Genomic DNA, 26,962 nt, shown 5'->3' on the forward strand with positions numbered 1-26,962 from the left:
CCAACACAGGCTCCCCGGCCGGGGAGCCTGCCTTCCTTCGACAATACGGAACCTCATGCCCGATACGATTGAAGTCACCAGACTCGATAACGGCCTGACCATCATCACCGAACGGATGGACCGCGTCGAAACCGTCTCCTTCGGAGCCTATGTCTCCATCGGCACGCGCGACGAGACCGCCGACAACAACGGCGTCTCCCACTTCCTCGAACACATGGCCTTCAAGGGCACCGAGCGCCGCTCCGCCTCCCGCATCGCCGAGGAGATCGAGAATGTGGGCGGCTACATCAACGCCTACACCGCCCGCGAAACCACCGCCTATTACGTCAAACTGCTGAAGAACGACCTCGCCCTCGGCGTAGACATCATCGGTGACATCCTGACCCACAGCACGTTCCTCGATGCCGAAATCGAGCGCGAACGCGGCGTGATCCTTCAGGAAATCGGTCAGGCCAACGATACCCCGGACGACATCATCTTCGACCAGTTCCAGGAACGCGCCTTCCCCGAACAGCCCATGGGCCGCCCCACACTGGGCTCGGAAGAACGCGTCTCAACCATGACGCGCGACACGCTCATGTCCTACATGCGCGAGCACTACACGACCCACAACATCACCATCGCCGCTGCCGGGAACCTGCATCACCAGCAGGTCGTCGATCTGGTGAAAGACCACTTCCGCGACCTCCCAACCCATCAGACGCCCCGCCCCCGCGCCGCGTCCTATGAAGGCGGAGAACTCCGCACGACCCGCGAACTGGATCAGGCCCATCTCGTCATGGGCTTCCCCTCGGTCAGCTACATGCACCCCGACCATTACGCGGTCATGATCCTCTCGACGCTCCTCGGCGGCGGCATGTCCTCGCGCCTGTTCCAGGAAATCCGCGAGCGTCGGGGTCTGGTCTACAGCGTCTATTCCTTCGCCTCCCCCTTCAGCGACAGCGGCCTGTTCGGCCTCTACGCTGGTACGGGCGAAGAACAGACCGCCGAGCTTGTCCCCGTCATGATCGACGAACTCAAGCGCCTGCAGGACGGGCTGAGCGCAGAAGAGCTGTCCCGCGCTCGCGCCCAGCTCAAATCCTCGCTCCTGATGTCCCTGGAAAGTACCGGCAGCCGCTGCGAGCAGCTCGCCCGCCAGATCCAGGTCCATAACCGCCCCGTCCCCACGGCCGAAACGGTCGGCAAGATCGACGCGGTGACGGAAGAGGACATCCTGCGCGTCGCCCGCACCATTTTCTCTGGCACGCCGACCTTCACCGCCATCGGCCCCATCGACAACATGCCCTCGCTCGAGGACATCACAGCAAGGCTCGCCGCATGACCACAACGCCCGTCGAAGCCCTCCTCGCCGCAGCCCGCCGTCATGGCGCGGACCACGCGGACGCCATCCTCGTCCGCGACGAGTCCGAGTCCGCGCTCGTCCGCAAGGGCGTCCCCGAAGGCATCGAGCGCTCCGAGAGCGTCGCCCTCGGCCTGCGCGTCTTCCGCGGCAAGCGGGCGGCCACGGTTTCGACAAGCGTCCTGAACGAAGCCGAGTTCGACCGTCTGGCCGAACAGGCCTGCGCCATGGCCCTCGTGGTCCCCGAAGACCAGTATGCCGGCCTCGCCGAAGCCGCCCTTCAGGGCCGTTTCGACGCCGCCGGACTGGACCTCGAATGCAGCTCCGCACCGAGCATGGACGACCTCCTCGCCCGCGCCCGCGAAGCCGAGGACACCGCCCTGTCCTTTGAAGGCATCACCAACACCAACGGCGCCTCCGCCGGTCACGGCCGCACCTCCGTCATGCTCGGCACCTCCGCAGGCTTCTTCGGCGCCTACAGCCGCACCGGACATTCCACCAGCGCCAGCGTCCTCGCCGGCGAAGGCGCCACGATGCAGCGCGACTACGCCTTCCGCAGCGCCGTGCATCTCGAGGACCTCGAAAGCCCGGCCGTCATTGGCCGCGAAGCCGCCGAGCGCGTCCTGGCCCGCATCAATCCCGGCCGCCCCCGCACCGGCACGTACAGCGTCATCTACGACCCGCGCGTCTCCGGCACCCTGCTCGGCCATCTGGTCGGAGCCATCAATGGTGCCGCCATCGCGCGCGGAACGTCCTTCCTCAAGGACAGCCTCGGCAAGCAGATCCTCTCCGCCGGCCTGACCGTCCATGACGACCCGCGCCGCATCCGGGGTGCAGCCTCCCGCCCCTTCGACGCCGAAGGCTGCGCCGCCCTGCCGCTGGACCTGATCGCGGACGGCATCCTCCAGACGTGGCTCCTCGACTCCCGAAGCGGCCGTCAGCTCAACATGCCCACGAACGGCCGCGCGAGCCGCGGCGTCGCCTCACCGCCCTCCCCGAGTGTGACAAATCTTCATCTCGCAGCCGGAACCCTTTCTTCCGAGGCCCTGCGTTCCGATATCAGTGAAGGGATCCTGATCACCGAGCTCATGGGCTCGTCGGTCAACATGCTGACCGGCGATTACAGCCGTGGCGCTTCGGGCTTCATGATCCGCAACGGCGAAATTGCCGAACCCGTCGCCGAACTCACGGTCGCGGGCAACCTGAAAGACATGTTTGCCCGCATGATTCCGGGCAGTGATCTAATGTTCCGGCAGAGCGTTAATGCGCCAAGTATCCGGATCGACGGCATGAATATTGCAGGACTTTGATGCGTAAATTCCGACTTTCTACGACCGCCCTCGCCCTCCTCTGCGCTGTCAGCCTCGGCGCGCTGGGAACAGCGGATGCGCGTCCGGGCGGCGGCAGCTCCATCGGAAGCCGCGGCTCCCACACCTGGAGCGCCCCGCCGCGTACCTCCATCACGCCCGGCTGGGCCCGCCCGATGGACCAGTCCGCAACCCCGCGTCCCTCGCCCAATTACGGCTCACCGGACTATGCCTCTCCGGCCCGCCCGATGCCCGGCTTCGGCGCCCCAGCCTACAGACCCTCCTACCCGGTCCGCCATCCGTTCCTGAGCGGCTTTGCAGGCGGCTTCCTGGGCGCAGGCCTGTTCGGTCTGCTGAGCGGACACGGCTTCATGGGCGGCATGACCGGCGGCACGTCGTTCTTCGGCTTCCTGCTGCAGGTGCTCATCATCGGCGGCCTCATCGCCTTCGTCCTGCGGATGTTCGGCAACCGTGGCCAGCGCAGTCCGATGGGCATGCCCTCTTCCGCAGGCGCAACCCCCTTCGGCAACGCAGGCGGCAGCACACCCGTAACGCTGACCAATGACGACTACCTGAGCTTCCAGCGCCTTCTGCTCGATATCCAGGCCGCCTGGAGCGCACAGAACATGCGCGCCCTCGCCAGCATGGCGACCCCGGAAATGACGGGCTATTTCAACGCCCAGCTTTCCGATCTCGCCAGCCGTGGCGCCCGCAACATCGTCTCCAACGTCCAGTTCCAGCGCGGAGACCTCTCCGAAGCCTGGCGCGAAGGCAACCTGACCTACGCCACGGTCGCCATGCGTTACTCCATGACGGACGTCACCACCGACTCCATGGGCAACGTCATCGACGGCAGCTCCACCGAGCCCGTCACCGTGACCGAACTCTGGACCTTCGTCCGCGCCGACGGCCGCGGCAACTGGATCCTCTCCGCCATCCAGCAGGCCGGCTGAAAAGCCCCAGAAACAGAAAAAGCCCGGGAAACCCCCGGGCCTTTTTTATTGCCTGAATGCGAAGCTGAACGCCGGCCGTTACAGCCGCGTCAGCGTAATCACGTAAAAAATCACGGCCAGCAGCACCACGCCGCCAACAATCCCCGTAATCCGGCTCAGACGCCGCTTGCGGGCAAGATCAATATCAGTGGTCATATTCATCCGATCAGAACCCGGTCAACCAGCAGCCCACAGAACAGCAGGAACAGATAGACCAGCGAATACCGGAACGCGAACCGCGCCGGCTTGTCCTTCGTCAGGCTCGCCCCTTCCGCATCCTGCTTGTCCATCAACACCCGGAACGCGCAGAGAATGAACCCCAGATCCAGCAGACTGGTCACAACCGTATAGGTCAGCCCGACTTCATGCACGAAGCTCGGCACCAGTGATACGGCCGTAAGAATGAACGTGTAGATCAGGATCTGCCACCGCGTATGCCGCGCGCCCTTCACGACCGGCAGCATCGGAATGCCCGCCTTGCCGTAATCCTTGCACGCATACAGCGACAGCGACCAGAAATGCGGCGGCGTCCAAAGGAACACGATCGCAAACATCGCCACCGGCAGCACAGCCATGGAGTTCATGGTCGCAGCCCAGCCGATCATCGGCGGAAACGCCCCCGCAGCCCCACCAATCACGATGTTCTGCGGCGTGCTCCGCTTGAGCCACATCGTGTAGATGACGCTGTAGAAAAAGATCGAAAACGCCAGAATGTCAGCCGCCAGCGCATTCGTCGCCAGCCACAGCACAATCACCGACAGAACCGAGAGCACAACGCCATAAACCAGCGCCGCCTGCTCCGGCATCCGCCCGTCCGGAATGGGCCGCACGACCGTCCGCTTCATGATCGCGTCAATGTCGCGGTCATACCACATGTTGATCGCACCAGCGGCCCCGGCCCCGATGCAGATGCACAGAATGGTAATCAGCCCGATGGGAATGGACGGCCAGCGCGGCGCCACGGCCATGCCCGCAGCACCCGTAAACACCACCAGCGAAATCACGCGCGGCTTGAGAAGCGCCAGCCATTCGCGCAGAGACGGATCACCATCCTTGCCCGGAACGGAAAAAACCCCCGAAGGGGCTAAAGGTGTCGCCGTATCGCTCATGCCGAGACCCGGGCACGCCCGGTCTCCCTCAACAGGAACAGCCCGACCAGACCAAAGGCCAGCAGACTGATCCCCATAAGAACCTCACCATAGATCATGACGCCCGGCACGATCGAGCAGAACGCCCCGCCCAGCATCAGTCCGGCATGCAGCCGGCTCATCATCACGGGAATCCGACGGGGGAGAAGCATCTCAACCCAGGCATAGAACCCACCGCAAAGCGCCATGATACCGCCGAACGCCACAGCCGTATGATCGCCCGAATGTCCCGGAAGCCAGTCAGACAGCCATCCCGCCGTGAAAAGCAGAATGCTGCCGATCGCCCAGAGCGCGGCACCATCCAGATCCCGCTTCTGCTGCCACACATCCCGGCACAGCGCACCAATCAGCACCACCGACGGCACGATCTGCGTCACAAAAACAAGACTGGCCGTCACGCCAGCGGGAAGCGAGCCATACAGCCCGTCCATCCACAGAAGCGGTCCACCAATACCCATGACGCCAAAAACATAAGGCGCCACCGTCCAGGAAGCGCCCTCATTGGCCGAGCGCGACAGCAGCGCGGAGGCCACCAGCCCCAGAGCAGGCGTCAGCATCAGAGCGGTTTCCGGAAGATGCAGCGTCTCGATCAGGGCCGTGGTCGTAATCCCGTCCATCATGCCGCGCGTCACAACCGCCGCCAGAACCGGCGCCACGAGAACAACGCTGCACGCCGTCGCCAGCAGCGACCAGGCCAGCGGCGACATGTCACGGAAACGACAGGTCCGTCCCTCCAGGCATGTGGTGATCACGTCAATCGCCACAGCCAGAATCCCGACTGACCACAGCAGCAGAGCTACGAACGGCAGAACCGGAAGCAGCACCACACCGGAAGACAGGAACCCGAACCCCGCCATCGTCAGGCCCCGAAGCACCGTCCGGTCAGTCCCCAGCGCGGACGGCAGAAGCCACTGGCCAAAACCACCAAGCGCTGCCGGGCACATGACGAAGAACGTCATGAGAATACCGTGGCAGAACGCCTGACCGCTCGTGGGATGTGCCTGAAGAATTGGCAGAGCCAGCGACCCGCCCAGCAGACCGGCAAAAAGTGCCAGCAGAATGAAAGACGTTCCGACTCGGCGGCTGGAACGGGCTGGGGCAGTATCGACGGCCTGATAAGTCATGATCGCGTAATCGGTCCCTGAACTAGGAATACCGCAGCGAGCGTCGGAATACTCGGCGCCGACACAAGTGCGGAACCAAACGCCGATCAGGCGACCAGGGCTGCTGCGTCGCTTTTACTCTCGCATTGCGGCAATGTCACGAGTGTAAACAGCCCCGCGGGCGGAACCGGCGTCAGCGTGGCGCGGCGCAGGTCTTCCGGCGGCAGCAGCGATTCAATCGCAAAATCCGGATGCCAGCCCAGCGAACGCGACGCGCGGGCCATGCCCCGCTCGACCGAAAGACGCAGACCGCCCGTCGCCAGGAAGTGGTTGACGAACAGGATATGCCCACCCGGCTTCACGACACGCTTGAGTTCGGCCAGCAGCCGGTCCGGATGCGGCACGACGGAGGCGACAAACATTGCAACGGCAATATCGAAGCTGTCGTCTTCGAACGTCGTGGCTTCCGCATCCATTTCCAGCAGATCATCCACATTCGTCAGATGATCCTGCAGGACGCGGATGCGCGCACGCTCCAGCATGTCTTCGGAAAGATCGATTCCCGTGATCCGCTTGTCACGGGAATAGGACGGCAGGGCCAGCCCCGTTCCAACGCCGACTTCCAGAACCCTCTCGCCTGGCAGAGCATTGACCGCAGCCACTGCTCTCTTACGTCCGTATCCCGAAATACCGCCAAAAACAGTATCATAAACGCGGGCCCATCGGCGATAAGCCGTCTTGACGGCTTCCGCGTCCAGTGCCGAACGCGGGGAAAGGGTTGAGGACATGATGATATGCGACCTTCTTTGTCCGCCCGGCCCTCAACAGGCCAGAGCTGTCCGGAACATGTTCAATTGGCACCTTCTTGCCCTCCCGGATATGCATCTGGCAAGACACGCAGTGCGCAAGACGTTTCAAAGCGACACATCGGACAGGCCCGAGGAGGACAACAGTGCTGATCTATTCCCTCGTGGGGCTCACATTCATCATCTGGACAGGAATCTATTTCCTGTATTTCCGCCAGCAGGTTATCGCCTGGTTCAGCAACCGTTTCGGGAAAGACCGCCCCGTCCCCGTCGAGGACAATGCACCCGAAGCCCAGCTTCCGTTCAGTTACACGCCTCCGCCCAAAGACGATAAATCCTGACCGGGCCCCTCAGGCCAGAACACGCCTCTCGATCGCATCCCAGATCAGCCCGGCACTGTTGATCCCGTCAAAACGGTCCAGTTCCTGCAGACCCGTCGGCGATGTGACGTTGATTTCCGTCAGCCAGTTGCCGATCACGTCAATCCCCGTGAAAATCAGCCCGTGATCGCGCAGATACGGCCCGATCGACTCACAGATTTCCCTATCCCGCGCCGTCAGTTCCACGCTCATGGCCCGACCGCCAACATGCATGTTTGACCGTGCCTCACCCGTCGCCGGAACGCGGTTGATCGCGCCAATCGCCTTACCGTCCACCAGAATGATGCGCTTGTCGCCCTGACGCACGGCCGGCTCATAGCGCTGGATCATGAGCGGCTCACGCGACCGCGCAAAATGCATCTCCAGCAGCGCACCGAGGTTCTCATCATCCGGCTTGATCCGGAAAATCCCTGATCCGCCATTGCCGTAAAGCGGCTTGACGATGATGTCCTGATACTTCTCGCGGAACGCCAGGATTTCGCGCGTGTCCCAGGTCACGAGCGTCGGCGGCATCAGATGCGGAAAATGCGTCACCAGCAGCTTCTCCGGCGCATTGCGCACGGCGACCGGATCATTCACCACCAGCGACCGCCCCTCGCCCACACCATGCACATGCTCCAGCATGTGGGTAGCCGTGATGTAGCCCATGTCGAACGGCGGGTCCTGACGCATCAGGATCACATCCGTCTGCCCCAGATCCAGCACCTGCTCCTCACCGAACGTCGCATGATTGCCCCGCTCGCGCCGCACCTCGACACGCCGCGCCCGGGCCTGCACACGCCCGCCCTTGCCCTGCCCCTCGACAAGGCTCAGCGTCGTCACCGGATAGACCCACAGCTCATAGCCGCGCGCCTGCGCCTCAAGCATCATCGCAAACGTGGAGTCACCATCAATATTGACGTACTCCAGAGGATCCATCTGGACAGCAACGCGAAGAGAACGGGACATCGGAAAACTCCGGCAGGGAGAAAGAGGAGTGGTCCAGTCCTCTGTAACCGCATGCCCCGGTTTTTCAAAATCCCTCTTCTGCGAAGTTCCCGACCCTGACCGCGCCAAGCCCCACCCTGTTCCAAGGCCTCCGTCCGGCGCCGCGATTTCAACGGCTGGCAATTCATCGCAGCCGGCGAAACACCCCTGTTCCCGCTACTGGCCTGCACCACCATCCCGGTCAGCCATTTCGCAGCCCGCTCCGAATAACCGCCACTGCTCTACGCCATCCCCGAACATTGCTTCGAAGCCGACACCACCGGACAGATCCTCTCCGCCGCCCCCACGACCTGCATGTGGTTTTGCTACGAAAACGCCCGCCAGCACCTGACATGGGACTCCAGCAGCACGCCTGCACGCTGCTCCCAGAAGCGCTCAGTCCGTCGCCACAGCCACCGGATAAACAATCTTCAAAATCTCGATCTCGACCGGCCCCCGCGGCGTCTGCAACATCGCAACGTCCCCGACCCGCGTCCGCATCAGCGCCCGCGCCACAGGCGACATCAGACTGACCTCTCCCCGCGCCAGATCGGACTCGTCCACGCCGAGGATCGTCACCGTATGCTCGACGTCATCCTCGTCCACATACGTCACGGTCGCCCCGAAAAACACACGGTCCCGCGTCGTCTGGGCCGCAGGATCCACGATCACCGCATTCTCCAGCCGCTTGCCCAGAAACCGCATCCGCCGGTCAATCTCCCGCAACCGGCGCTTGCCATACTGGTAATCCGCATTCTCCGAACGATCGCCATTCCCCGCCGCCCAGGACACGATCTCCACAATCCGAGGCCGCTCCTTCTGCGCCAGCTCCTTTAGCTCGGCGCGCATGACGACCGCCCCCTTCGGCGACAGATAATGCGACAGCGGCGTCTTCTCAGCCATGCGCCCGACCTGCCCAGACCGAAGAAACCAGCAACGAAAAACCCATGTTCAGATCCTGAAAAAACCAGCCACGTCCAAAAACCGAAAAGACCGTATGGCCCGGATCAACGCCCTCGGCCACGCTTCTTCTTCGCCGGATCGTAGCCGCCCCCACCCGGTCCCAGCGGCACAGGCGTTTTCGGAGCCTTCCGCGCGCCCGGCCGCCCGGCGGTCGAGTTCGCAATCGGCGGCGGCTCCAGCCCCATATCGATCGCTTCCAGACGCTTGACCTCGTCGCGCAGCCGCGCCGCCTGCTCGAAGTCCAGATTGGCCGCAGCCTCCCGCATCCGCTTTTCCAGATCCTGGATCGTGGCCGGCAGGGACTTGCCAACAAACTGCTCCGTATCGCCAGATCCATCCGGCGCCACGGTCACATAATCCTGCTCGAACACCGAAGACAGCGCATCGCCAATCTTCGAGCGCACCGTCATCGGCGTAATTCCGTGCGCCTCGTTCCATTCCGTCTGCTTGGCCCGACGCCGCGCCGTCTCCTCGATCGCGTATTTCAGACTGTCCGTCATCTTGTCCGCATAAAGCAGCACACGCCCATCGACATTACGCGCCGCACGTCCGATCGTCTGGATCAGCGAAGTCTTCGAGCGCAGGAACCCTTCCTTGTCCGCATCGAGAATGGCCACGACCGAACATTCCGGAATATCCAGCCCCTCACGCAGCAGATTGATCCCCACCAGCACGTCAAACGCCCCAAGGCGCAGATCGCGGATGATCTCGATCCGCTCCAGCGTATCCACATCCGAATGCAGATACCGGACCTTGACGCCCGCTTCCCCGAGATAATCCGTCAGATCCTCGGCCATCCGCTTGGTCAGCGTCGTGACCAGAACACGCCCGCCCTTGCTGATCGCCTCGCGACATTCATGCAGCAGATCATCGACCTGCCCTTCGACCGGGCGCACATCCGTCACCGGATCAATCAGCCCCGTCGGACGAATGATCTGCTCGGCAAACACACCGCCCGTCTGCTCCATTTCCCAGGGGCCCGGCGTCGCCGAGACGAAAATCGACTGCGGCCGAAACGCATTCCACTCCCCGAACGCCAGCGGACGGTTGTCGATGCAGGACGGCAGACGGAACCCGTAATCCGACAGCACGCTTTTCCGCGCCCTGTCCCCGCGCTCCATCCCGCCAATCTGCGGCACCGTGACATGGCTTTCATCCACGATCAGCAGCGCATCTTCCGGCAGATATTCGAACAGAGTCGGCGGCGGATCACCCGGCCCACGCCCGGAAAGATAGCGCGAATAGTTCTCGATCCCCTTGCACGCCCCGGTCGTCTCGATCATTTCCAGGTCGAACGTGGTCCGCTGCGACAGACGCTCCGCCTCCAGCAGCTTCCCCTCTTCGGTAAACTGCGCCAGACGCTGCCGAAGCTCGTTCTTGATCCCGATCATCGCCTGATTGAGCGTCGGCCGCGGCGTCACGTAATGCGAATTCGCATAGACGCTGATTTCCGCCAGATCCGCCGTCTTGTTCCCCGTCAGCGGATCGAATTCCACGATCTGGTCAATCTCGTCGCCAAACAGCGACACCCGCCAGGCCCGGTCCTCGTTCTGCACCGGGAAGATGTCGATCTGCTCCCCCCGAACCCGGAACGTCCCGCGCTCGAACGCCGCATCATTGCGCCGGTACTGCAACTCCACCAGCGCCTTGATCAGCCGGTCGCGGTCAATCGACCCCCCAACCTCAAGCCGCACCACCATCTTCGAATACGTCTCGACCGACCCGATACCGTAAATGCACGACACGGACGCCACGATGATGACGTCATTGCGCTCCAGCAGAGCCTGCGTGGCCGCATGGCGCATCCGGTCGATCTGTTCGTTAATCTGGCTGTCCTTCTCGATATACGTGTCCGACCGCGGCACATACGCCTCCGGCTGGTAGTAATCGTAGTAGGACACGAAATATTCGACCGCATTGTCCGGGAAGAACTGCTTCATCTCCCCGTAAAGCTGCGCCGCCAGCGTCTTGTTCGGCGCGAGGATGAGCGTCGGCTTCTGCGTCGCCTCAATGACTTTCGCCATGCTGAACGTCTTGCCCGAGCCCGTAACGCCCAGCAGGACCTGATCCCGCTCGCCGCCCTCGACGCCCTGCACAAGCTCCGCAATCGCCGTCGGCTGATCGCCCGCCGGCTCGTAATCCGATTTGACAACGAATTTGCGCGTCTTCGCCTTCGCAGGCTGCCGCTCCGGCAGGAACTGGGTCAACGGCATTGCGGTCGCATTACGGACGGACGAGGATTCTTTTATGGCCATCATGCCAAGATGGGAAAGCGCATCACGGACAGCAAGAGCCTTCCCCACCCTCTTGCGTAAAGACAGCATTCCACCTGCGTATCTTTATGACAATTTACTGCTGAAAAGGATGGAGAGACTCGTTCCCCGGGGGTATCAACACTCCCGTATCTTTGAAGGAAGAACCGTCATGGACGTCCAGACGATCGAGCAGACCTACAACCAGCTCCAGCAACAGGCCCAGCAGTCCGCCCAGGCCCTTCAGGCCCTGGGGTCCAAGATGCAGGCCGCCGCCCAGGGTGGCGACATGCAGGCCCGCGAATGGTCCCTCGACCTGCGCGAACTCGCCCTCGCCTTCCAGGCCGAACAGCAGCAGGTCACAAACCTCCTGCAACAGCTCCACGCCGCCCTCGCCAACGCCCAGCAGGATTACGGCAGCCAGACCACCTATCAGGCCCCGACCCAGCAAGCTCCAGTCCAGCCGGTACCGGACAACAATTTCGTCTCGAACATCCTCAATTCCGGATTCGCCCGCTCCGTCGAAGCCGGCGCCGGCTTCAGCATCGGCAACGACCTGATCAAGGAAATCTTCTGATCGCTCCAGAGGCCCGGTACCCGTCCGGGCCCCCGGCATTTGCGTCAAAACATATCACACACATATTGTGATATCATGTTGATGATTATGTTATATATGCTCCTATAAACGTTACGTTTAACACAAGCACAGGCATGCCATGCATCGTCCTGATCAATCCGGATCCAAGGATTTCAGTCCGATGCTTTTCAGATCACCTCATCTCCCCTGCAGAACGGCACAGAGCCCGTCGCGCCAGACGCCTCCCTGCGCAGGAGGCCTGCCCAAATGAACAGCGGCCCCCGCACGCTCTCCATGATCATCGGGATTCTGGGCGTCCTCATGGCCGCCTTCCTGATCATCGAAGGCCTCCACCTCATCATCCTCGGCGGCTCATGGTTCTACACCCTCGCCGGCATCGCGCTGGCAGCCAGCAGCGTCTACATGATCCGTCGCAACATCCTCTCGACATGGATCGCCCTCGGCCTGCTTGTGGCAACAGCCCTGTGGTCGCTCGCCGAAGTCGGCACCAGCTTCTGGCCCAGCTTCTCCCGCCTGATCGTATTTCTGTGCGTCGCCCTGATCGCGACCCTCATGGCGCCCTGGCTCAGCGGCCCCGGCCGGCGCTACTTCACCCGCCCCGTCACAGGCGCCACCTCCGGCGCCCTCGGCGCGATCATCGTGGCTTTCCTCGCCGGCATGTTCCGGGTCCACCCCACCATCGCCCCGCAGGACACCACCCACCCGCAGGAAACCGCGTCCACCGCCGACTCCGACCAGCCAGGCCATGACTGGCCCGCCTATGGCCGCACGGCGTCCGGCACGCGCTACGCCAGCTTCACGCAGATCAACCGCGACAATGTCGGCAAGCTCCGCGTCGCCTGGACCTACCGCACTGGCGACATGGCGCTGAACGGGGCCGAGTTCCAGGGCACCCCCATCAAGATCGGCGACACGGTCTATATCTGCTCGCCGCACAACATCGTCTCGGCCCTCGACCCCGATACCGGCACGGAAAAGTGGAAGTTCGACCCCCACGCCCAGACGAAAGTCTGGCAGCGCTGCCGCGGCGTCGGCTACTGGCATGACAGCACGGCCACGGACGCCAACGCGCCCTGCGCCTCGCGCATCGTCCTCACCACGATCGACGCCCGCCTCATCACCATCGACGCCCGCACCGGCCAGGCCTGCACGGATTTCGGAACGAACGGCAACGTCAATCTCCTGACCGGCCTCGGCCCGACAGCCCCCGGTTCCTACTACCCGACCGCCGCCCCCCTCGTGGCCGGTGACATCGTGGTCGTCGGCGGCCGCATCGCCGATAACGAGCGCACCGGCGAACCCTCCGGCGTCGTCCGCGGCTATGACGTCCGCACCGGCGCGCAGGTCTGGGCCTGGGACGCCACCAACCCGCATCGCGGCACCACACCGCTGGCCGAAGGCGAGATCTATCCCGCCGAAACCCCCAACATGTGGGGCACCGCCAGCTACGACCCGAAGCTCAACCTCGTCTTCTTCCCGCTCGGCAACCAGACCCCCGATTTCTGGGGCGGCGACCGCAGCAAGGCTTCTGATGAATACAACGACGCCTTCGTCGCCGTGGACGCCAAGACCGGCGACGAACGCTGGCACTTCCGCACCGCCAACCACGACCTCGTGGACTACGATGCCACCGCCCAGCCCATCCTCTATGACATTCCGGACGGCCATGGCGGCACCCGCCCGGCGATCATCGCCATGACCAAGCGCGGCCAAATCTTCGTGCTCGACCGCCGCGACGGCACCCCGATCGTCCCCGTGGAAATGCGCAAAGTCCCGCAGGACGGCGCACCGGAACACCAGTACCTCGCCCCCGAACAGCCCTATTCCGCCCTCTCCATCGGAACAGAGCGCCTGAAACCCAGCGATATGTGGGGTGGTACGATTTTCGACCAGCTCCTGTGCCGCATCCAGTTCGCCTCCTACCGCTATGAAGGCGAGTTCACCCCCGTCAACGAGAAACAGGCCACCATCATCTATCCGGGCTATTACGGCGGCATCAACTGGGGCGGCGGCGCCGTGGATGAAAGCACCGGAACGCTGCTGGTCAACGACATCCGCATGGCCCAGTGGGGCAAGTTCATGAAGCAGGAAGAAGCCCGTCGCAGCGGCTTCAAACCCAGCTCGGAAGGCGAATATTCCGAACAGAAAGGCACCCCCTGGGGCGTCGTCCGCTCGATGTTCTTCTCCCCCGCCGGTCTCCCCTGCGTAAAACCGCCCTATGGCACGATGAACGCCATCGACCTGCGCAGCGGCAAGGTCAAATGGAGCATGCCGCTTGGCACGATCCAGGACATGCCGGTCCACGGCATGGTCCCAGGCCTCGCCATCCCGCTCGGAATGCCAACCATGAGCGGCCCGCTGGCCACCCATACCGGCTTGGTCTTCTTCTCCGGCACGCTCGACAACTACGTCCGCGCGCTCAACACCGACACCGGCGAGGTCGTCTGGAAAGCCCGTCTCCCCGTCGCCTCACAGGCCGCTCCGATGAGCTACATGTCCGACAAGACCGGCAAACAGTACATCGTCGTCACCGCAGGCGGCCTGACCCGCTCCGGCGTCGACAAAAACCGCGGCGACTACGTCATCGCCTACGCCCTGCCCTCCGAAGAATAAGAGCGCAGAACCAGGAAAAGGGGCGCTTCCTTTGCGGGAAGCGCCCCTTTTTTCATGACCCCAAACCTTCCAAGCGAAAACAGCGCCGCCGTCAGCCACCAAGGCCCGATCAAGGAAATCTTTAACGCCTTCTACAGATACCTCAGAAGCTCATGAGCCCATCAAAACTCTATTTCCGCTGAAAAATGGCAGCAAAAATACTCTTTTTGGGAGCTGCCATATGAGCGGAATGGGAAATGAGTTCATTTTCCACAGTTTTGACTCCAACATTATTGGACTGAACAATTTCATCTTCCATTTTAATATTAATACAATAATCAATCTCTGGATTTTTTGGTAAACAAAAAAAACATTTCCCAACTCTTAAGGTTCTGAGAATCAAGAACCATTCCGCCACCGGGAACAGAGATCATGTATCCCAAACTTGTCTTTACATAATAAATATAATTGAAATCGTCACACTGCCTGACTTGAAGAGCGCTGGCATTCTTACTTTCAGACACGGATAGGTGACCTTCCCGCTCACAGACGTATAATTTCTGACCATTGATCACAATGAACAGAAAACCACCCTCCGGCTCTGAAAAAAGAAAATGAGCATCATTTGTATCGAATATTGAATGACAAAAAATGAAATTATACGAAATCACGTCAAAACATACTATTCTTCCATGAAAATCCATGATGTAAGCACCATCCAGAGGCGTACTCAGGTCCCTACAAACAAATGAATTTTTCTTTTCTCTCAAAGAAATATTCATTGCAAGGTTATAATGAAGCTTTGCAGCCTCTTTGGTTCGTCCTGTACGTAAAAGCGCTCCTACAATCGGCATGATTGTATCTTTTTCCGCAAGAATACCCATGCATTTCTTGTATTTATTAATAGTGGTCCCCATCAACCCCTGGAACACCAGGAAAGGTTTTAGGGTTCCATATCTCTTGAATTTGTTGCTGACGTTCTCTCTATTCTTCAGTCTTACTCTGACAATTGTCTCAACGACATCTGCATTTGAACCGTATGCCAGAGCCTTTATAACAGACCCGAATTCCTGAGTTCCAGAAAGGCTTCTTATAATCAGATGTCCCGCAAAGAACATCTTGATAAGACTTACATCAAACCCCTTAAGCTCCTCCTCTATGAGGTGGACATGGTATGCGTCATGCCCCTCCCCTGGATCTAGAGCGATAAAGATCCGTCCGGAAACATTTTCTTTCCTGACGGCCATTCCCTCCATTCCTGGACGAAAATGGTTGTCGACATAGCCCTGCAGAATACCGCATTCATTCGGATCAAGTGAATATTTCGGGCACATCGACAAAACAGTCGTGGCCCCAAGTGCACGCGACCAGGCAAGAGCCGGATGGCCACCCATCGACATCCCAATCAGGATTACGTTTCTGTAAGGGGCTAGTCTTTCCTGCAAAAGGGAAATAACGACAGGTGCCTCATCGCAGACATACCAGAAATCAGCCTTAACTGTAACGCCGTATGCTGTTATATTGTTTTTAACGAGGACATTTTCTGCAAAAAACGTGCTCAACGCATTTTTTGTTTCATGGGCACCAACGAAAGTTACAACAACGTAATTTGTTTCGCCCTGATGGTGATGTAGAACAAGCTCGTTCCCCTCGTATATAATAGACAACTAAGCCCGCAAAATCCTGTTTCGAGTATCCGGAATCGAAAATTGGACCTTAACAAGATTTTTAATTTATGAATGCCTTATTTGCCTCACAATCACTATTGGCATGCCAGCGCCATTCCCCGCCCGCGACTAAAGAGGGTAAGGAATTCAAAGTCCCTTCAAAAACAGGCAAATGAGGCACAGGACGGGAAAACCCGATACTATACCTCCCGTCATTCAGAGCGAAGACAGCGCCGGCGGCACCTTCGCCTTCGCCAGAGCCTCCTGCTGACGCTGCGCCAGCACATTCACGTCGAAGCCCTCGATCAGTTCCTCGAACATCTGGTGCCAGTTCAGCCGCGCCTCCAGACGCAGAAACGCACTTCCCAGCCCGATCGCCGAACGGTCCATCAGCACGAACTCACGCGGCAGCTTCACACCGCCCGTCCGCTTCAGCCCGTCATAGACCTTCTCCAGAACCTGCCGCGCCTCGGCCGGATCATTGCTCTCCTGCATGGAGCACACCCGGTCCGTCATCAGCGGCCGGTAGAAGAACCGCGCCCATTCATTCAGAATGCTCGCCGTCTCGCGCGAAATCCCCTGAAAGCCCCACTTGCTATACGCATGGAACGCCAGTTCCTCGTTGTTCTCCCGCAGCGCCGTGAACAGGTCGATAACCCCTTCCACAAAACGCGGCGAAAAGATCCGAACAGCCCCGAAATCCAGCAGATTCAGGCCATAATCGTCCCGCACGGTGAAATTGCCCATATGCGGGTCACCGTGAATGACACCATAGCGATAAACCGGCGTGTACCAGGCCTTGAACAGCGCCGTCGCCATCGCGTTCCGGTCTTCCTGCGGCAGGTTCTCGCCCAGAACGGTCCGCATGCTGCGCCCGCTCACCCAGTCCATGGTCAGCAGCCGCCCCGTGGACAGAGCCTCAACCGGAGCCGGCACCGTCACTTCGGGTGTATTCGCCAGCATGTCCCGATACAGCCGCAGATGGCTCGCCTCACGCCGGTAATCCAGCTCTTCCCGAAGCCGGTCCGCCAGCTCGGTATAAACCTCGTCCTGACGGATCGCGGTCTCGAACTGCCTGTAAATGCCCAGCGCCGCCCGGAACTGCCGCAGATCCGAATCCACGGCCGCCTGCATGTCCGGATACTGCAGCTTGCACGCCACTTCGCGCCCGTCCGCCAGACGCGCCCGATGCACCTGCCCAAGCGACGCCGCCGCCACGGCCTCATGACTGAAGGAGCGGAAATGCTTTTCCCATCCAGCGCCAAGCTCGGCCTGCATGCGACGGCGCACAAAGCTCCAGCCCATCGGCGGCGCATTGGACTGCAGATGCGCAAGCTCTTCCGCGTATTCGTCAGGCAGAGCGCCGGGAATGGTCGAAAGGAGCTGGGCCGCCTTCATCAGCGGCCCCTTGAGATTTCCCAACGCCGACTTCAGGCCCTCTGCATGAACGCCCTTGTCCGTCTTGAAGCCCAGACGGCTGCCCGCCATCCGCGCCGCAATGCCGCCGACCGCGCCGGAGGTCCGCGCCATGCGACGCAGCTCCCCCATGAGGCCGGTGTTGTCGAGATCCCTCGCCATGATGCTCCTCAGTCCTCCTGCTCGAGCTGATCAATCAGTCCCGAGATCACATCCAGTCCTTTACGCCAGAAACCCGGATCTGTCGCATCAAGTCCGAACGGCGCGAGCAGCTCCTTGTGACGCAGCGTCCCGCCCGCTTCGAGCATGGTCCGGTATTTCGCAGCAAAACCCTCTGGTTTTTCCTGATAAACGCCATAAAGCGCATTCACCAGACAATCCCCGAAAGCATACGCATAAACATAGAACGGGGAATGCACGAAATGCGGGATATAAGACCAGTAGAGGTCATAATCCGGTGTGAAATGGAAGGCAGGCCCCAGACTCCGGACCTGAACCTCACGCCAGATTTCCCCCAGACGCTCCGGCGAAAGCTCACCCTTCGCCCGCTCGTCATGGACCTTCACTTCAAACTGATAGAACGCGATCTGCCGGACAACCGTATTCAGCATGTCCTCGACTTTCGCCGCCAGCATGTGACGACGGCGCTTCGGATCGCTCTCCGCATCCAGCAGGGACTGGAACGTCAGCATCTCGCCAAACACCGACGCCGTCTCCGCCAGCGTCAGCGGCGTATCGGCATTCAGATAGCCCTGCTTCTGCCCGGCCAGCGTCTGATGCACGCCATGCCCCAGCTCATGCGCCAGCGTCATGACGTCGCGCGGCTGCCCGCGATAGTTCATCAGGATATACGGATGCACCGACGGCACGCAGGAATGGGAGAACGCCCCCGAAGACTTGCCCGCCACGGACGCCGCATCAATCCAGGGATGCGTCAGGAACCGGTTCACGATCTCGCCCAGACCCGGATCAAACCCGGCATAGGCCGTGCGCACGATCTCCTTGCCCTGCACCCAGTCGATCTTCCGCGCCTCCACACCCGGAAGCGGCGCATTGCGGTCCCAGTGCTCCAGCTTTTCCAGCCTAAGCCACTTCGCCTTGAGCGCATAATACCGGTGTGCCAGCCGAGGATAGGCCTCGTCCACAGCGCCCACCAGCGCATCGACGACCTCGTCCTCGACCATATTCGCCAGATTGCGCGCACTGGTGGGGCGCGGATAACCCCGCAGCTTGTCCCCGATCGCCTTGTCCTTGGCGAGCGTATTGGTAATCATCGTCAGCAGACGCGAGTTCTCACCCAGCACTGCGCTGATCTGCTGCGCCGCAGCCTCGCGCTTTGCGCGGTCCGTGTTCGTCAGCAGATTGAATGCATCCCCGAGCGGCTTTTCCTCACCGTCGATCGTGACACTCAGCGTCGCCATGGTCTCGTCAAACAGCCGGTTCCAGGCATTCCGCCCCGTCACCGACTTATCCATCAGCACCTGCTCGACCTCGTCGGAGAGCTGATACGGCCGGTACATCCGCAGATCCCGCAGATACGGATCCCATTTGCGCATCTCCTGCGCTTCGCAGATCCGCGCCAGCACCTCGTCCGGAATCCGGTTCAGCTCCAGCGTGAAGAACATCAGATCGGAGGCCACTTCCGTCATCCGCTCCTGCACACCCTGCGCAAACCGCCCCCAGACCGGATCGGTCGTATGCGCCGCAAAGCCAAGGCTGGAGAAAGACCCGATCTTCCCGAGCCCCTCCTCGATCGCTTCGTACTCCGCAAACGCCTTCGCAAGCTCCGCACCCGTCAGCGTCTCCAGACGTCCCTTGTACGTTTCGCAGAAACTCCGCGCCGCCCCGGCCCAGCGGTCAAAATCCGACGCCAGAACCGGATCTTCCGGCGAGGCATAGAGGTCAGAGAGATCCCACCGGGGAGGCATCTGCTCCCCGGAGGACGAATGCGGCGTGCCGTCAGCGGCAGAAAAGAGCATGGTCATATCCTGACCTTAAAGCCACAATCCCCCCCGTCAAACGGGATGTTGATGACAAAACCGTAGTGTAAAACCGCCGCAAAGCCCGCAACCCCGGATCTTCCGCCACTTCATGCAAATATACCCCCCCCAGGCATCAGAGACACTGACATCGTTTGAAAACCTGAAGGCGCGAATCGCAGGTCCCGATCTGGTGCGCACGGTCGCCATCCTCGATGTCCTGATCTGCCATGACGGAATCCTGTTCTCTTCCTGGTGGCACCACAGCCTCCCATTCCATCTGGCGGTGCTCGGCTTCTACGGCGTGATGCTGTTCTTCGTCCTCAGCGGCTTCCTGATCGGCACGATCATGCTGGACCTGCTGGAACGCGGAACCTCCCTGAAAGGCTGGGGCGTCTTCCTGCTCCGCCGCTGGCTGCGCACCCTGCCCGCCTATTATTTCTGGCTGTTCGCGCTGCTCATCCCGCTCGCTTATTTCGGCCCCTACGGCGTGCGATGGGATGAAGCCCGCCACGCCCTGCCCTGGTTCCTGACCCTGACGCAGAGTCTCGGCTGGCCCATGGTCTCGAACTGGTACGGCGTCACATGGTCGCTCTGCGTGGAGGAATGGTTCTACATCGCCTTCCCCGCCCTGCTGCTCACGCTCCTGGCCTGCCGGATCAGACCCGCCACAGCCTTCGGAACCACACTCGCGGCCTTCTTCATCGTCCCGCTCTGCTGGCGCCTGTCGCTCCCCACAGCCGTCAACTGGGACGAAGTCACCAGCAAAATCGTTCCCTGCCGCTTCGACTCGATTGCATGGGGCATCGCCGCCGCCTGGCTCTACCGGTGCAAACCCGCCATCACCCGCTACAGCACATTGCTCGCCGCCGCAGGCACCGCGATCGTGCTCACCGTCTGGTGGCGCAACACCGGAGATGGTGCCCTCTGGCCCCCGCGCTTCGGCGCCATAGCCTCATTTGATGTCACGGGACTGGGCTATGCCCTGTGCATGCCCGCCATGATGCGCCTGCGAACCCTGCCGCCCCTGATCGGCCCGGCAGTCCGCAGCATCAGCACCCACAGCTATGCACTCTATCTGTGCCATCTCCCGCTGGCCCTGGCCGCAGGAGACCTTCAGGCCCGCTACGGCCTCGGACGCAGACACGCCCTGATCCTCACGATCCTGACCACCATCGGCGGTGCGATCCTGTCATGGCGCCTCGTGGAACGCCCCTGCCTGAAACTCCGTCCCAGGCAGGGATAACGCCCGTCAGGCCGAAAGCTGGGACAGGTCTTCCTGAACATAGCCGATGATCCGCGCATAATCGCGCGGCACGACATGCCAGAACCGCTCCAGCGTCCGCTCCCAGCAATGCAGCAGATCCGCGGCATAGGTGCTGCCCGTCTCCGCCACATGCCGCTCCACCAGCGCCCGAAGCTCCTGATCCCAGCGGCTGCCGGCCTGAACGCGGTTCCAGATCACCGTATCCGGGTTGATCTGCGCCTCGAACAGCCCCTTCACGTCCAGCACATAAGCCATGCCCCCCGTGAAGCCGGCGCCGAAATTGTCGCCCGTCTCCCCAAGGATCACGACCGTCCCGCCGGTCATGTATTCGCAGCCATTCGAGCCACAACCCTCGACCACAGCCGTCGCACCGGAGTTACGCACCGCAAAGCGCTCACCCGCCTGCCCGGCCGCAAACAGCGTCCCCGCCGTCGCCCCGTACAGAACCGTATTGCCGATGATCGCGCTCTGCTCGGACGCCCACTGCGCCGCCGGTGACTTGCGGACAACAATCGTCGCCCCCGAAAGCCCCTTGCCGACATAGTCGTTGGCATCGCCCTCGACCTCGATCTTGAGCCCCTGCACACCAAACGCACCCAGAGACTGCCCGGCAGACCCCCGCAGCGACAGCGTGAGCTGCCCTTCCGGAAGCTCCTTCATGCCGAACTTGCGCGTAATCAGCCCCGAAACCCGCGTCCCGATCGCACGATGCGTGTTCTGCACCGTGTAATGCAGATGCAGCTTCTCCCGACGCTCGAACAGCGCCGTCGCATCCGGGATGATCTGCCCGTCCAGCGTCTCGGGAACCTCGTTGCGCCCTTCACGGGTGCAGAACCGCGCATGACCGCCCGGATCGGCCTGAACCAGCAGCGAGTTCAGATCCAGATCATCCAGATAATCCGCACCACGCGACACCTGACGCAGCATATCCGTCCGCCCGATCACCTCTTCGAGAGACCGCACACCCAGATCCGCCAGAATATGCCGGATGTCTTCCGCAATCAGCGTGAACAGGTTGATAACCTTCTCAGGCGATCCCCCGAACTTCTCCCGCAGCTTTTCGTCCTGCACACACACACCCACCGGGCAGGTGTTGGAGTGGCACTGACGCACCATGATGCAGCCCATCGCCACAAGCGCCGCCGTACCGATACCGAACTCTTCCGCGCCCAGCATCGCCGCCATGACAACATCACGCCCCGTCTTGATGCCACCATCAGTCCGCAGCACCAGACGATGACGCAGCCGGTTCAGCATCAGCACCTGATGCGCCTCCGACAGCCCCATTTCCCAGGGCAGACCCGCATAATGGATCGAAGACTGCGGGCTCGCACCCGTCCCGCCCGAATGGCCGGAAATCAGGATCGCATCCGCCTTGGCCTTCGCCACACCGGCCGCAATCGTGCCGATACCGGTCCGCGCCACCAGCTTGACCGTCACGGTCGCCGTCGGATTGATCTGCTTGAGATCATAAATGAGCTGCGCCAGATCCTCGATCGAATAGATGTCATGATGCGGCGGCGGCGAAATCAGCGTCACCCCCGGCGTCGCATGACGCAGACGACCGATCAGCTCCGTGACCTTGAAGCCCGGAAGCTGCCCGCCCTCGCCGGGCTTCGCACCCTGCGCCATCTTGATCTCGATCTCGCGGCAGTCATTCAGATACTGCGCGGTGACGCCAAAACGCCCGGACGCCACCTGCTTGATAGCCGAAGACGCATTGTCCCCGTTCGGACGCGGCTTGGAGCGCTCGGCATCCTCGCCACCCTCACCGGAATCGGACTTCGCACCGATCCGGTTCATGGCAATCGCCAGCGTCTCATGCGCCTCCGGGCTCAGCGCGCCCAGCGAAATCCCCGGCGCCACCAGACGACGGCGGATCTGCGTGATGCTCTCCACCTCGTCCACCGGAACCGGCGCATGGGCCGGCTTGAAATCCAGCAGATCACGCAGCGCCACAGGAGGCATCTGGCGCACCGCATCCGCATAACGCCGGTACAGCGTAAAGCTGTTTGCCGTCACTGCACTCTGAAGCATGTGCACGAGCTGCCCCGAGAACGCATGCGTCTCACCCTGACGCCGCAGCTTGTAACGCCCACCAACAGGCAGAGCCTCAACCTTCCGGTTCCACGCCGCCGCATGCGCGCCAAGAATGTTACGCGCAATCCCCGGCAGCCCAATCCCCGAAATCCGCGACGGCATGCCCGGGAAGAACTCTGCCACCAGCGCGCGGGACAGCCCGATCGCCTCGAAATTATATCCGCCACGATAAGCCGAAATGATCGAAATGCCCGACTTGGACATGATCTTCAGCAGACCCTTGTCCACGGCTTTGCGATACCGCTCCATCGCCTCACGCAGCGACATCTTGCCAAACAGCCCGCGCCGCAGCCGGTCCGCCACGCAATACTGCGCCAGAGCCGGATTCACCGTCGTTGCCCCAACACCGATCGTCACCGCAATCGCATGAACGTCGATTGCCCCGGACGTCCGCACGTTCAGAGACGTGAACGTCCGCAGCGAATTGCGCACCAGATGGATATGCACGGCCGCGGTGGCGAGGATCATCGGAATCGCAACCCGTGTCGCATCCGTATTGTCGTCCGTCAGGAACAGATGCGTGCACCCACCACGAACATGATCCTCAGCCTGCGCCCGGATGGACGCAATCGCCGCCCGCAGACCTTCCTCACCCTCTTCAGCCGGGAAGGTGCAGTCGATCACACCCGCATTCTCACCACAGACCTTTAGCAGTTCATCGAACTCACCGATCGTCAGGACAGGGCTCGGCAACTGCAACAGATCACACTGCTCCGGCGCCTGATCGAGGATATTTCCCAGATTGCCCAGCCGCGTGACCAGACTCATCACCCGCGTCTCACGCAGCGAATCAATCGGCGGATTCGTGACCTGACTAAACCCCTGACGGAAATAATGCGCCAGCCCGCGATAGATCGTGGACAACACCTGAAGCGGCGTATCATCGCCCATCGACCCCAGAGCCTCGGCCGCATTCTCCACCATCGGGTGCAGAATGGTCTCCAGCTCCTCATGCGTCAGACTGACCGCCACCTGATGCCGCCGCAGCAGATCCGGATCGAGCGCCTCCGGCTCAACCACATCACGCACAATCGGCTCGATATCGCGGATCCGCTTCACCCAGCCCCGGAAATCCTGACGCGACGCCAGCATCTCCAGAAGTTCCTCGGACTGGTAAAGCCGCCCTTCCTTCAGATCCAGCGCCAGCGTCTGCCCCGGACCAAGCCGCCCGCGGCTTTTGACCCGCGCATCCGGCACCCGAACCATCCCGGTCTCGGACCCCACAATGAGCAGACCATCCTGCGTGATGCTGTACCGCAGCGGACGCAGACCCGCACGGTCCAGCCCCGCCACAACCCAGCGCCCATCCGTCGCACACAGCGCCGCCGGACCATCCCAGGGCTCGATCACCGCATTGCAGTACCGGAACAGCGCCCGCGCCGCGTCCGACATCGCCGAGTTCGCACCGCCAGAGGCCGGCACCAGCATCGTCTTCGCCATCGGCGCATCCCGCCCGGCGAAAGTCAGCAGCTCGAACACATTATCCAGCGCCGCCGTATCCGAACCCGCAGCCTGCACGACCGGCTTGAGATCCGCCATGTACGGATCCAGTTCCGGATGCGCGAGCCGCGTCTCATGCGAGCGCATCCAGTTCGTATTGCCGGAAATCGTGTTGATCTCGCCGTTATGCGCCACCTTGCGGAACGGCTGGGCCAGCTTCCAGGTCGGGAACGTGTTGGTCGAATACCGCTGATGGTAGATCGCAAACCGCGACACAAACCGCTCATCCAGCAGATCCGGATAGAAATCCGTCAGGTTCTCCGCCAGGAACATGCCCTTGTAGATCACCGAGCGGCAGGACATCGAACACACATACAGATCAACCTGCTGCGCCGTCGCCTGCTTCTCGATCCGCCGGCGCAGCACATACAGGTCACGCTCGAACTCATCCTCGGACCGGCCAAGCCGGTTGCGGATCATGATCTGCTCGATCTCCGGCCGCGTCTGGTTGGCCTTCTCGCCAATACACGCCGTATCGATCGGCACCTGACGCCAGCCATAAATCCCGTAACCGAAGTTCAGGATCTCCGTCTCAATGATCTGACGGCCCCGCTCCTGCGACCCCAGATCGGTCTTGGGCAGGAACACCATGCCTACCGCAATGCGCCCGTCGATCGTATCGTCGCTGGAGCCATTATGGATCGCCTCGGCAAAGAAATCCTGCGGGATTTCCACATGAATGCCCGCACCATCGCCGGTCTTGCCATCGGCATCGACCGCACCGCGATGCCAGATATTGCCCAGCGCCTCGATACCCGCCTGAACCACACTGCGCGACGGCTTGCCATCCAGCGACGCGACCAGACCCACACCACAGGAATCGCGTTCCTGCGACGGGTCATACAGCCCCTTCAGGCGCTCGACATTCTCGGCATACTCGCGGATGAAATCGTTATTCTGTGTCATTCCGCGGCCTCCAGAGAACCGGTTACTGTTTCAGTCAGATAATGATGGATCGCATCGGCCGCATCCCGGCCATCCTTGATCGCCCAGACGACCAGGCTCGCCCCGCGCACGATATCGCCCCCGGCAAACACACCAGGCAGGCTCGTCTCAAAGCCCCCCGGCGGCACCGTCAGCGTGCCCCAGCGCGTCACGGCCAGCTCAGGCTCATTGAACTGCCCCGGCAGATCCTCGGGATCAAACCCCAGAGCCTTGATGACCAGATCGCCCTCGATCACGTCATGCTGCCCCGTGCCTTCAATAGACCGGCGCCCCGACGCATCCGGAGCCCCCAGCCGCATCTTCAGCACCCGCACACCCGACACACTGCTATCGCCCAGAAACGCCTCCGGCGAGCCCAGCCACTCGAAATGCGCGCCTTCTTCCTCGGCATTGTAAACTTCCTGCCGCGACCCCGGCATGTTCGCCCGGTCCCGACGGTAAACACAGGTCACACGCTCGGCACCCTGACGGATCGACGTGCGCACGCAGTCCATGGCCGTGTCACCACCACCAATAACCACGACCCGACGCCCCTTCGCATGAAGTGCTGCGTCCTCGCCCGGATCTTCGTCATAGCCCCGACGGTTCGACGCCGTCAGGAAGTCGATCGCATCGACAACACCCTCAAGCCCGGCCCCCGGCACCTTCACATCGCGCGAGCGATACACACCCGTCGCGAGAAACACCGCATCATGCCGCGCCCGCAGATCTTCAAGCGATGTCTCGCCCTCACCCGAACCAACAGGCGTGGAGAGATGGAACACGATGCCCTGCTCTTCCAGCAGCGCATGACGCCGCGCCACCACATGCTTTTCCAGCTTGAAGCTCGGAATCCCGTAAGTCAGCAGCCCGCCCACACGGTCCTGACGCTCATAGACATGAACCTCATAACCCTGCGCCCGCAGCCGCTCCGCACAAGCCAGACCCGCCGGCCCGGATCCCACGATCCCGACACTGCGCCCCAGATCCCGATCCGGAAGCGCAGGCTTCACCCAGCCCTGCTCGAACGCGTTTTCCGTGATGAACCGCTCGACAGCCCCGATGGTGACGCTCTCGAAGCCCTTGTTGATGACGCAGTTGCCTTCGCACAGCCGGTCCTGCGGACAGATCCGCCCGCAGATCTCCGGAAACGTATTCGTCGCGGACGACATCTCATACGCTTCCTCCAGCCGGTCTTCCGCCGTCAGCTTCAGCCAGTCAGGAATGTTGTTCCCCAGCGGACAATGCACGGAGCAGAACGGAATCCCGCACTGCGAGCAACGCGACGCCTGCTCTTCCGCACGGCTGCGCGCGAACCCACGGTAAATCTCCCCGAAATCCTGACGGCGTTCAGCCGCATCGCGCTTCTCGGGAAGCACCTGGGGGTGGGTAACGAACTGCAACATGCGTTCGGCCATGCGTCGTGTCTCCTGCAAAACATGCCCGCCCGACCACAAACCCCGGACGCACATCAGACCTGTCCGAAAGCAGCTATTCCGTCACTTTATCCAATAACAGTCAGTGACACTGACCTTTCAGAAAGATTATCCCATCTCAGCCTCAGGAACGGGATTTTTCATCCAATTTATTAGGTCCGTTTCGGATCATTCGCCCTCAATACCCCCGTCAATCGGGGACACATTGGCCCTGTGCTGCAACCGCT

General features: G+C 61.5%; 18 protein-coding genes. 7 read left to right on the plus strand and 11 right to left on the minus strand.

Features of this window, described 5'->3' with window-relative positions; all coding sequences use genetic code 11:
* Positions 1 to 55 precede the first annotated feature (55 nt).
* From GOX01_RS03725 to GOX01_RS03735, 3 genes are read left to right on the plus strand one after another with little or no spacing between them, the layout of a single operon-like run.
* Positions 56 to 1,321, plus strand: coding sequence for a M16 family metallopeptidase (locus GOX01_RS03725; protein ID WP_011253386.1), 1,266 nt, complete (start codon positions 56 to 58; stop codon positions 1,319 to 1,321).
* Positions 1,318 to 2,649 carry a TldD/PmbA family protein gene (locus GOX01_RS03730; RefSeq protein ID WP_011253385.1) on the plus strand — a complete coding sequence of 444 codons (1,332 nt, stop codon included), beginning with the start codon at positions 1,318 to 1,320 and terminating at the stop codon, positions 2,647 to 2,649. The genes GOX01_RS03725 and GOX01_RS03730 overlap by 4 nt, the downstream gene beginning before the upstream one ends.
* Entirely contained in the window at positions 2,649 to 3,599 is a 951-nt protein-coding gene (locus tag GOX01_RS03735) for a Tim44 domain-containing protein (RefSeq protein ID WP_011253384.1), read from the plus strand. Before GOX01_RS03730 ends, GOX01_RS03735 begins: the two co-directional genes overlap by 1 nt.
* 197 nt (positions 3,600 to 3,796) lie before the next feature.
* On the opposite strand, the gene GOX01_RS03740 is transcribed toward GOX01_RS03735, so the two are convergent.
* From GOX01_RS03740 to GOX01_RS03750, 3 genes are all read right to left on the minus strand, one after another.
* Positions 3,797 to 4,747, minus strand: a complete 951-nt coding sequence (locus tag GOX01_RS03740) for a heme o synthase (protein ID WP_062269273.1) — start codon at positions 4,745 to 4,747, stop codon at positions 3,797 to 3,799.
* Positions 4,744 to 5,910 (minus strand): cbb3-type cytochrome c oxidase subunit I, encoded by a 1,167-nt coding sequence (locus tag GOX01_RS03745; RefSeq protein ID WP_011253382.1) that lies wholly within the window; start codon positions 5,908 to 5,910, stop codon positions 4,744 to 4,746. Before GOX01_RS03745 ends, GOX01_RS03740 begins: the two co-directional genes overlap by 4 nt.
* Positions 5,911 to 5,996: 86 nt before the next feature.
* Positions 5,997 to 6,677, minus strand: coding sequence for a class I SAM-dependent methyltransferase (locus tag GOX01_RS03750; protein WP_011253381.1), 681 nt, complete (start codon positions 6,675 to 6,677; stop codon positions 5,997 to 5,999).
* 164 nt (positions 6,678 to 6,841) lie between these two features.
* Here GOX01_RS03750 and GOX01_RS03755 point away from each other — a divergent pair, with 164 nt between their 5' ends.
* Positions 6,842 to 7,036 (plus strand): hypothetical protein, encoded by a 195-nt coding sequence (locus GOX01_RS03755; protein ID WP_024717089.1) that lies wholly within the window; start codon positions 6,842 to 6,844, stop codon positions 7,034 to 7,036.
* A gap of 9 nt (positions 7,037 to 7,045) precedes the next feature.
* Here the strand turns inward: GOX01_RS03755 and gshB are convergent, their stop codons facing one another.
* The 3 genes from gshB to uvrB all read right to left on the minus strand — a co-directional run bounded on the left by gshB (position 7,046) and on the right by uvrB (position 11,262).
* Positions 7,046 to 8,023, minus strand: coding sequence for a glutathione synthase (gene gshB / locus GOX01_RS03760; protein ID WP_011253380.1), 978 nt, complete (start codon positions 8,021 to 8,023; stop codon positions 7,046 to 7,048).
* Between the two features lie 414 nt (positions 8,024 to 8,437).
* Positions 8,438 to 8,944, minus strand: a complete 507-nt coding sequence (gene greB, locus GOX01_RS03765; protein WP_011253379.1) for a transcription elongation factor GreB — start codon at positions 8,942 to 8,944, stop codon at positions 8,438 to 8,440.
* A gap of 104 nt (positions 8,945 to 9,048) precedes the next feature.
* On the minus strand, positions 9,049 to 11,262 hold the full coding sequence (gene uvrB / locus GOX01_RS03770) for an excinuclease ABC subunit UvrB (protein WP_049750786.1): 2,214 nt from the start codon (positions 11,260 to 11,262) through the stop codon (positions 9,049 to 9,051).
* 166 nt (positions 11,263 to 11,428) lie between these two features.
* Between uvrB and GOX01_RS03775 the strand changes: the two genes are divergently transcribed.
* Together GOX01_RS03775 and GOX01_RS03780 are read left to right on the plus strand one after the other, a co-directional pair.
* The gene (locus GOX01_RS03775) at positions 11,429 to 11,833 is read left to right on the plus strand and encodes a hypothetical protein (RefSeq protein WP_024717091.1); all 405 of its coding nucleotides are present in this window, start codon (positions 11,429 to 11,431) and stop codon (positions 11,831 to 11,833) included.
* Positions 11,834 to 12,100: 267 nt separating this feature from the next.
* Positions 12,101 to 14,467, plus strand: coding sequence for a glucose/quinate/shikimate family membrane-bound PQQ-dependent dehydrogenase (locus GOX01_RS03780; RefSeq protein WP_062269271.1), 2,367 nt, complete (start codon positions 12,101 to 12,103; stop codon positions 14,465 to 14,467).
* A gap of 317 nt (positions 14,468 to 14,784) precedes the next feature.
* Here GOX01_RS03780 and GOX01_RS03785 read toward each other — a convergent pair whose 3' ends face one another.
* From GOX01_RS03785 to GOX01_RS03795, 3 genes are all read right to left on the minus strand, one after another.
* Positions 14,785 to 16,113 carry a hypothetical protein gene (locus tag GOX01_RS03785; protein ID WP_131973801.1) on the minus strand — a complete coding sequence of 443 codons (1,329 nt, stop codon included), beginning with the start codon at positions 16,111 to 16,113 and terminating at the stop codon, positions 14,785 to 14,787.
* A 216-nt stretch (positions 16,114 to 16,329) separates the two neighbouring features.
* Positions 16,330 to 17,691, minus strand: a complete 1,362-nt coding sequence (locus GOX01_RS03790) for an ABC1 kinase family protein (protein WP_011253374.1) — start codon at positions 17,689 to 17,691, stop codon at positions 16,330 to 16,332.
* Between the two features lie 8 nt (positions 17,692 to 17,699).
* Complete coding sequence (locus GOX01_RS03795) at positions 17,700 to 19,508, minus strand: M3 family oligoendopeptidase (protein WP_062269280.1); 1,809 nt, start codon at positions 19,506 to 19,508, stop codon at positions 17,700 to 17,702.
* A gap of 112 nt (positions 19,509 to 19,620) precedes the next feature.
* Between GOX01_RS03795 and GOX01_RS03800 the strand changes: the two genes are divergently transcribed.
* Positions 19,621 to 20,754: an acyltransferase family protein gene (locus GOX01_RS03800; RefSeq protein WP_062269269.1), complete on the plus strand. Its 1,134-nt coding sequence runs from the start codon at positions 19,621 to 19,623 to the stop codon at positions 20,752 to 20,754.
* A gap of 6 nt (positions 20,755 to 20,760) precedes the next feature.
* Here GOX01_RS03800 and gltB read toward each other — a convergent pair whose 3' ends face one another.
* A complete protein-coding gene (gene gltB, locus GOX01_RS03805) occupies positions 20,761 to 25,281 on the minus strand; it encodes a glutamate synthase large subunit (RefSeq protein ID WP_011253371.1) in 4,521 nt (1,506 codons plus the stop codon).
* Positions 25,278 to 26,717, minus strand: coding sequence for an NAD(P)-dependent oxidoreductase (locus GOX01_RS03810; RefSeq protein ID WP_011253370.1), 1,440 nt, complete (start codon positions 26,715 to 26,717; stop codon positions 25,278 to 25,280). The genes gltB and GOX01_RS03810 overlap by 4 nt, the downstream gene beginning before the upstream one ends.
* Positions 26,718 to 26,962: the final 245 nt, after the last annotated feature.

Source organism: Gluconobacter oxydans, from assembly GCF_006539685.1.
GTDB lineage: Bacteria > Pseudomonadota > Alphaproteobacteria > Acetobacterales > Acetobacteraceae > Gluconobacter > Gluconobacter oxydans.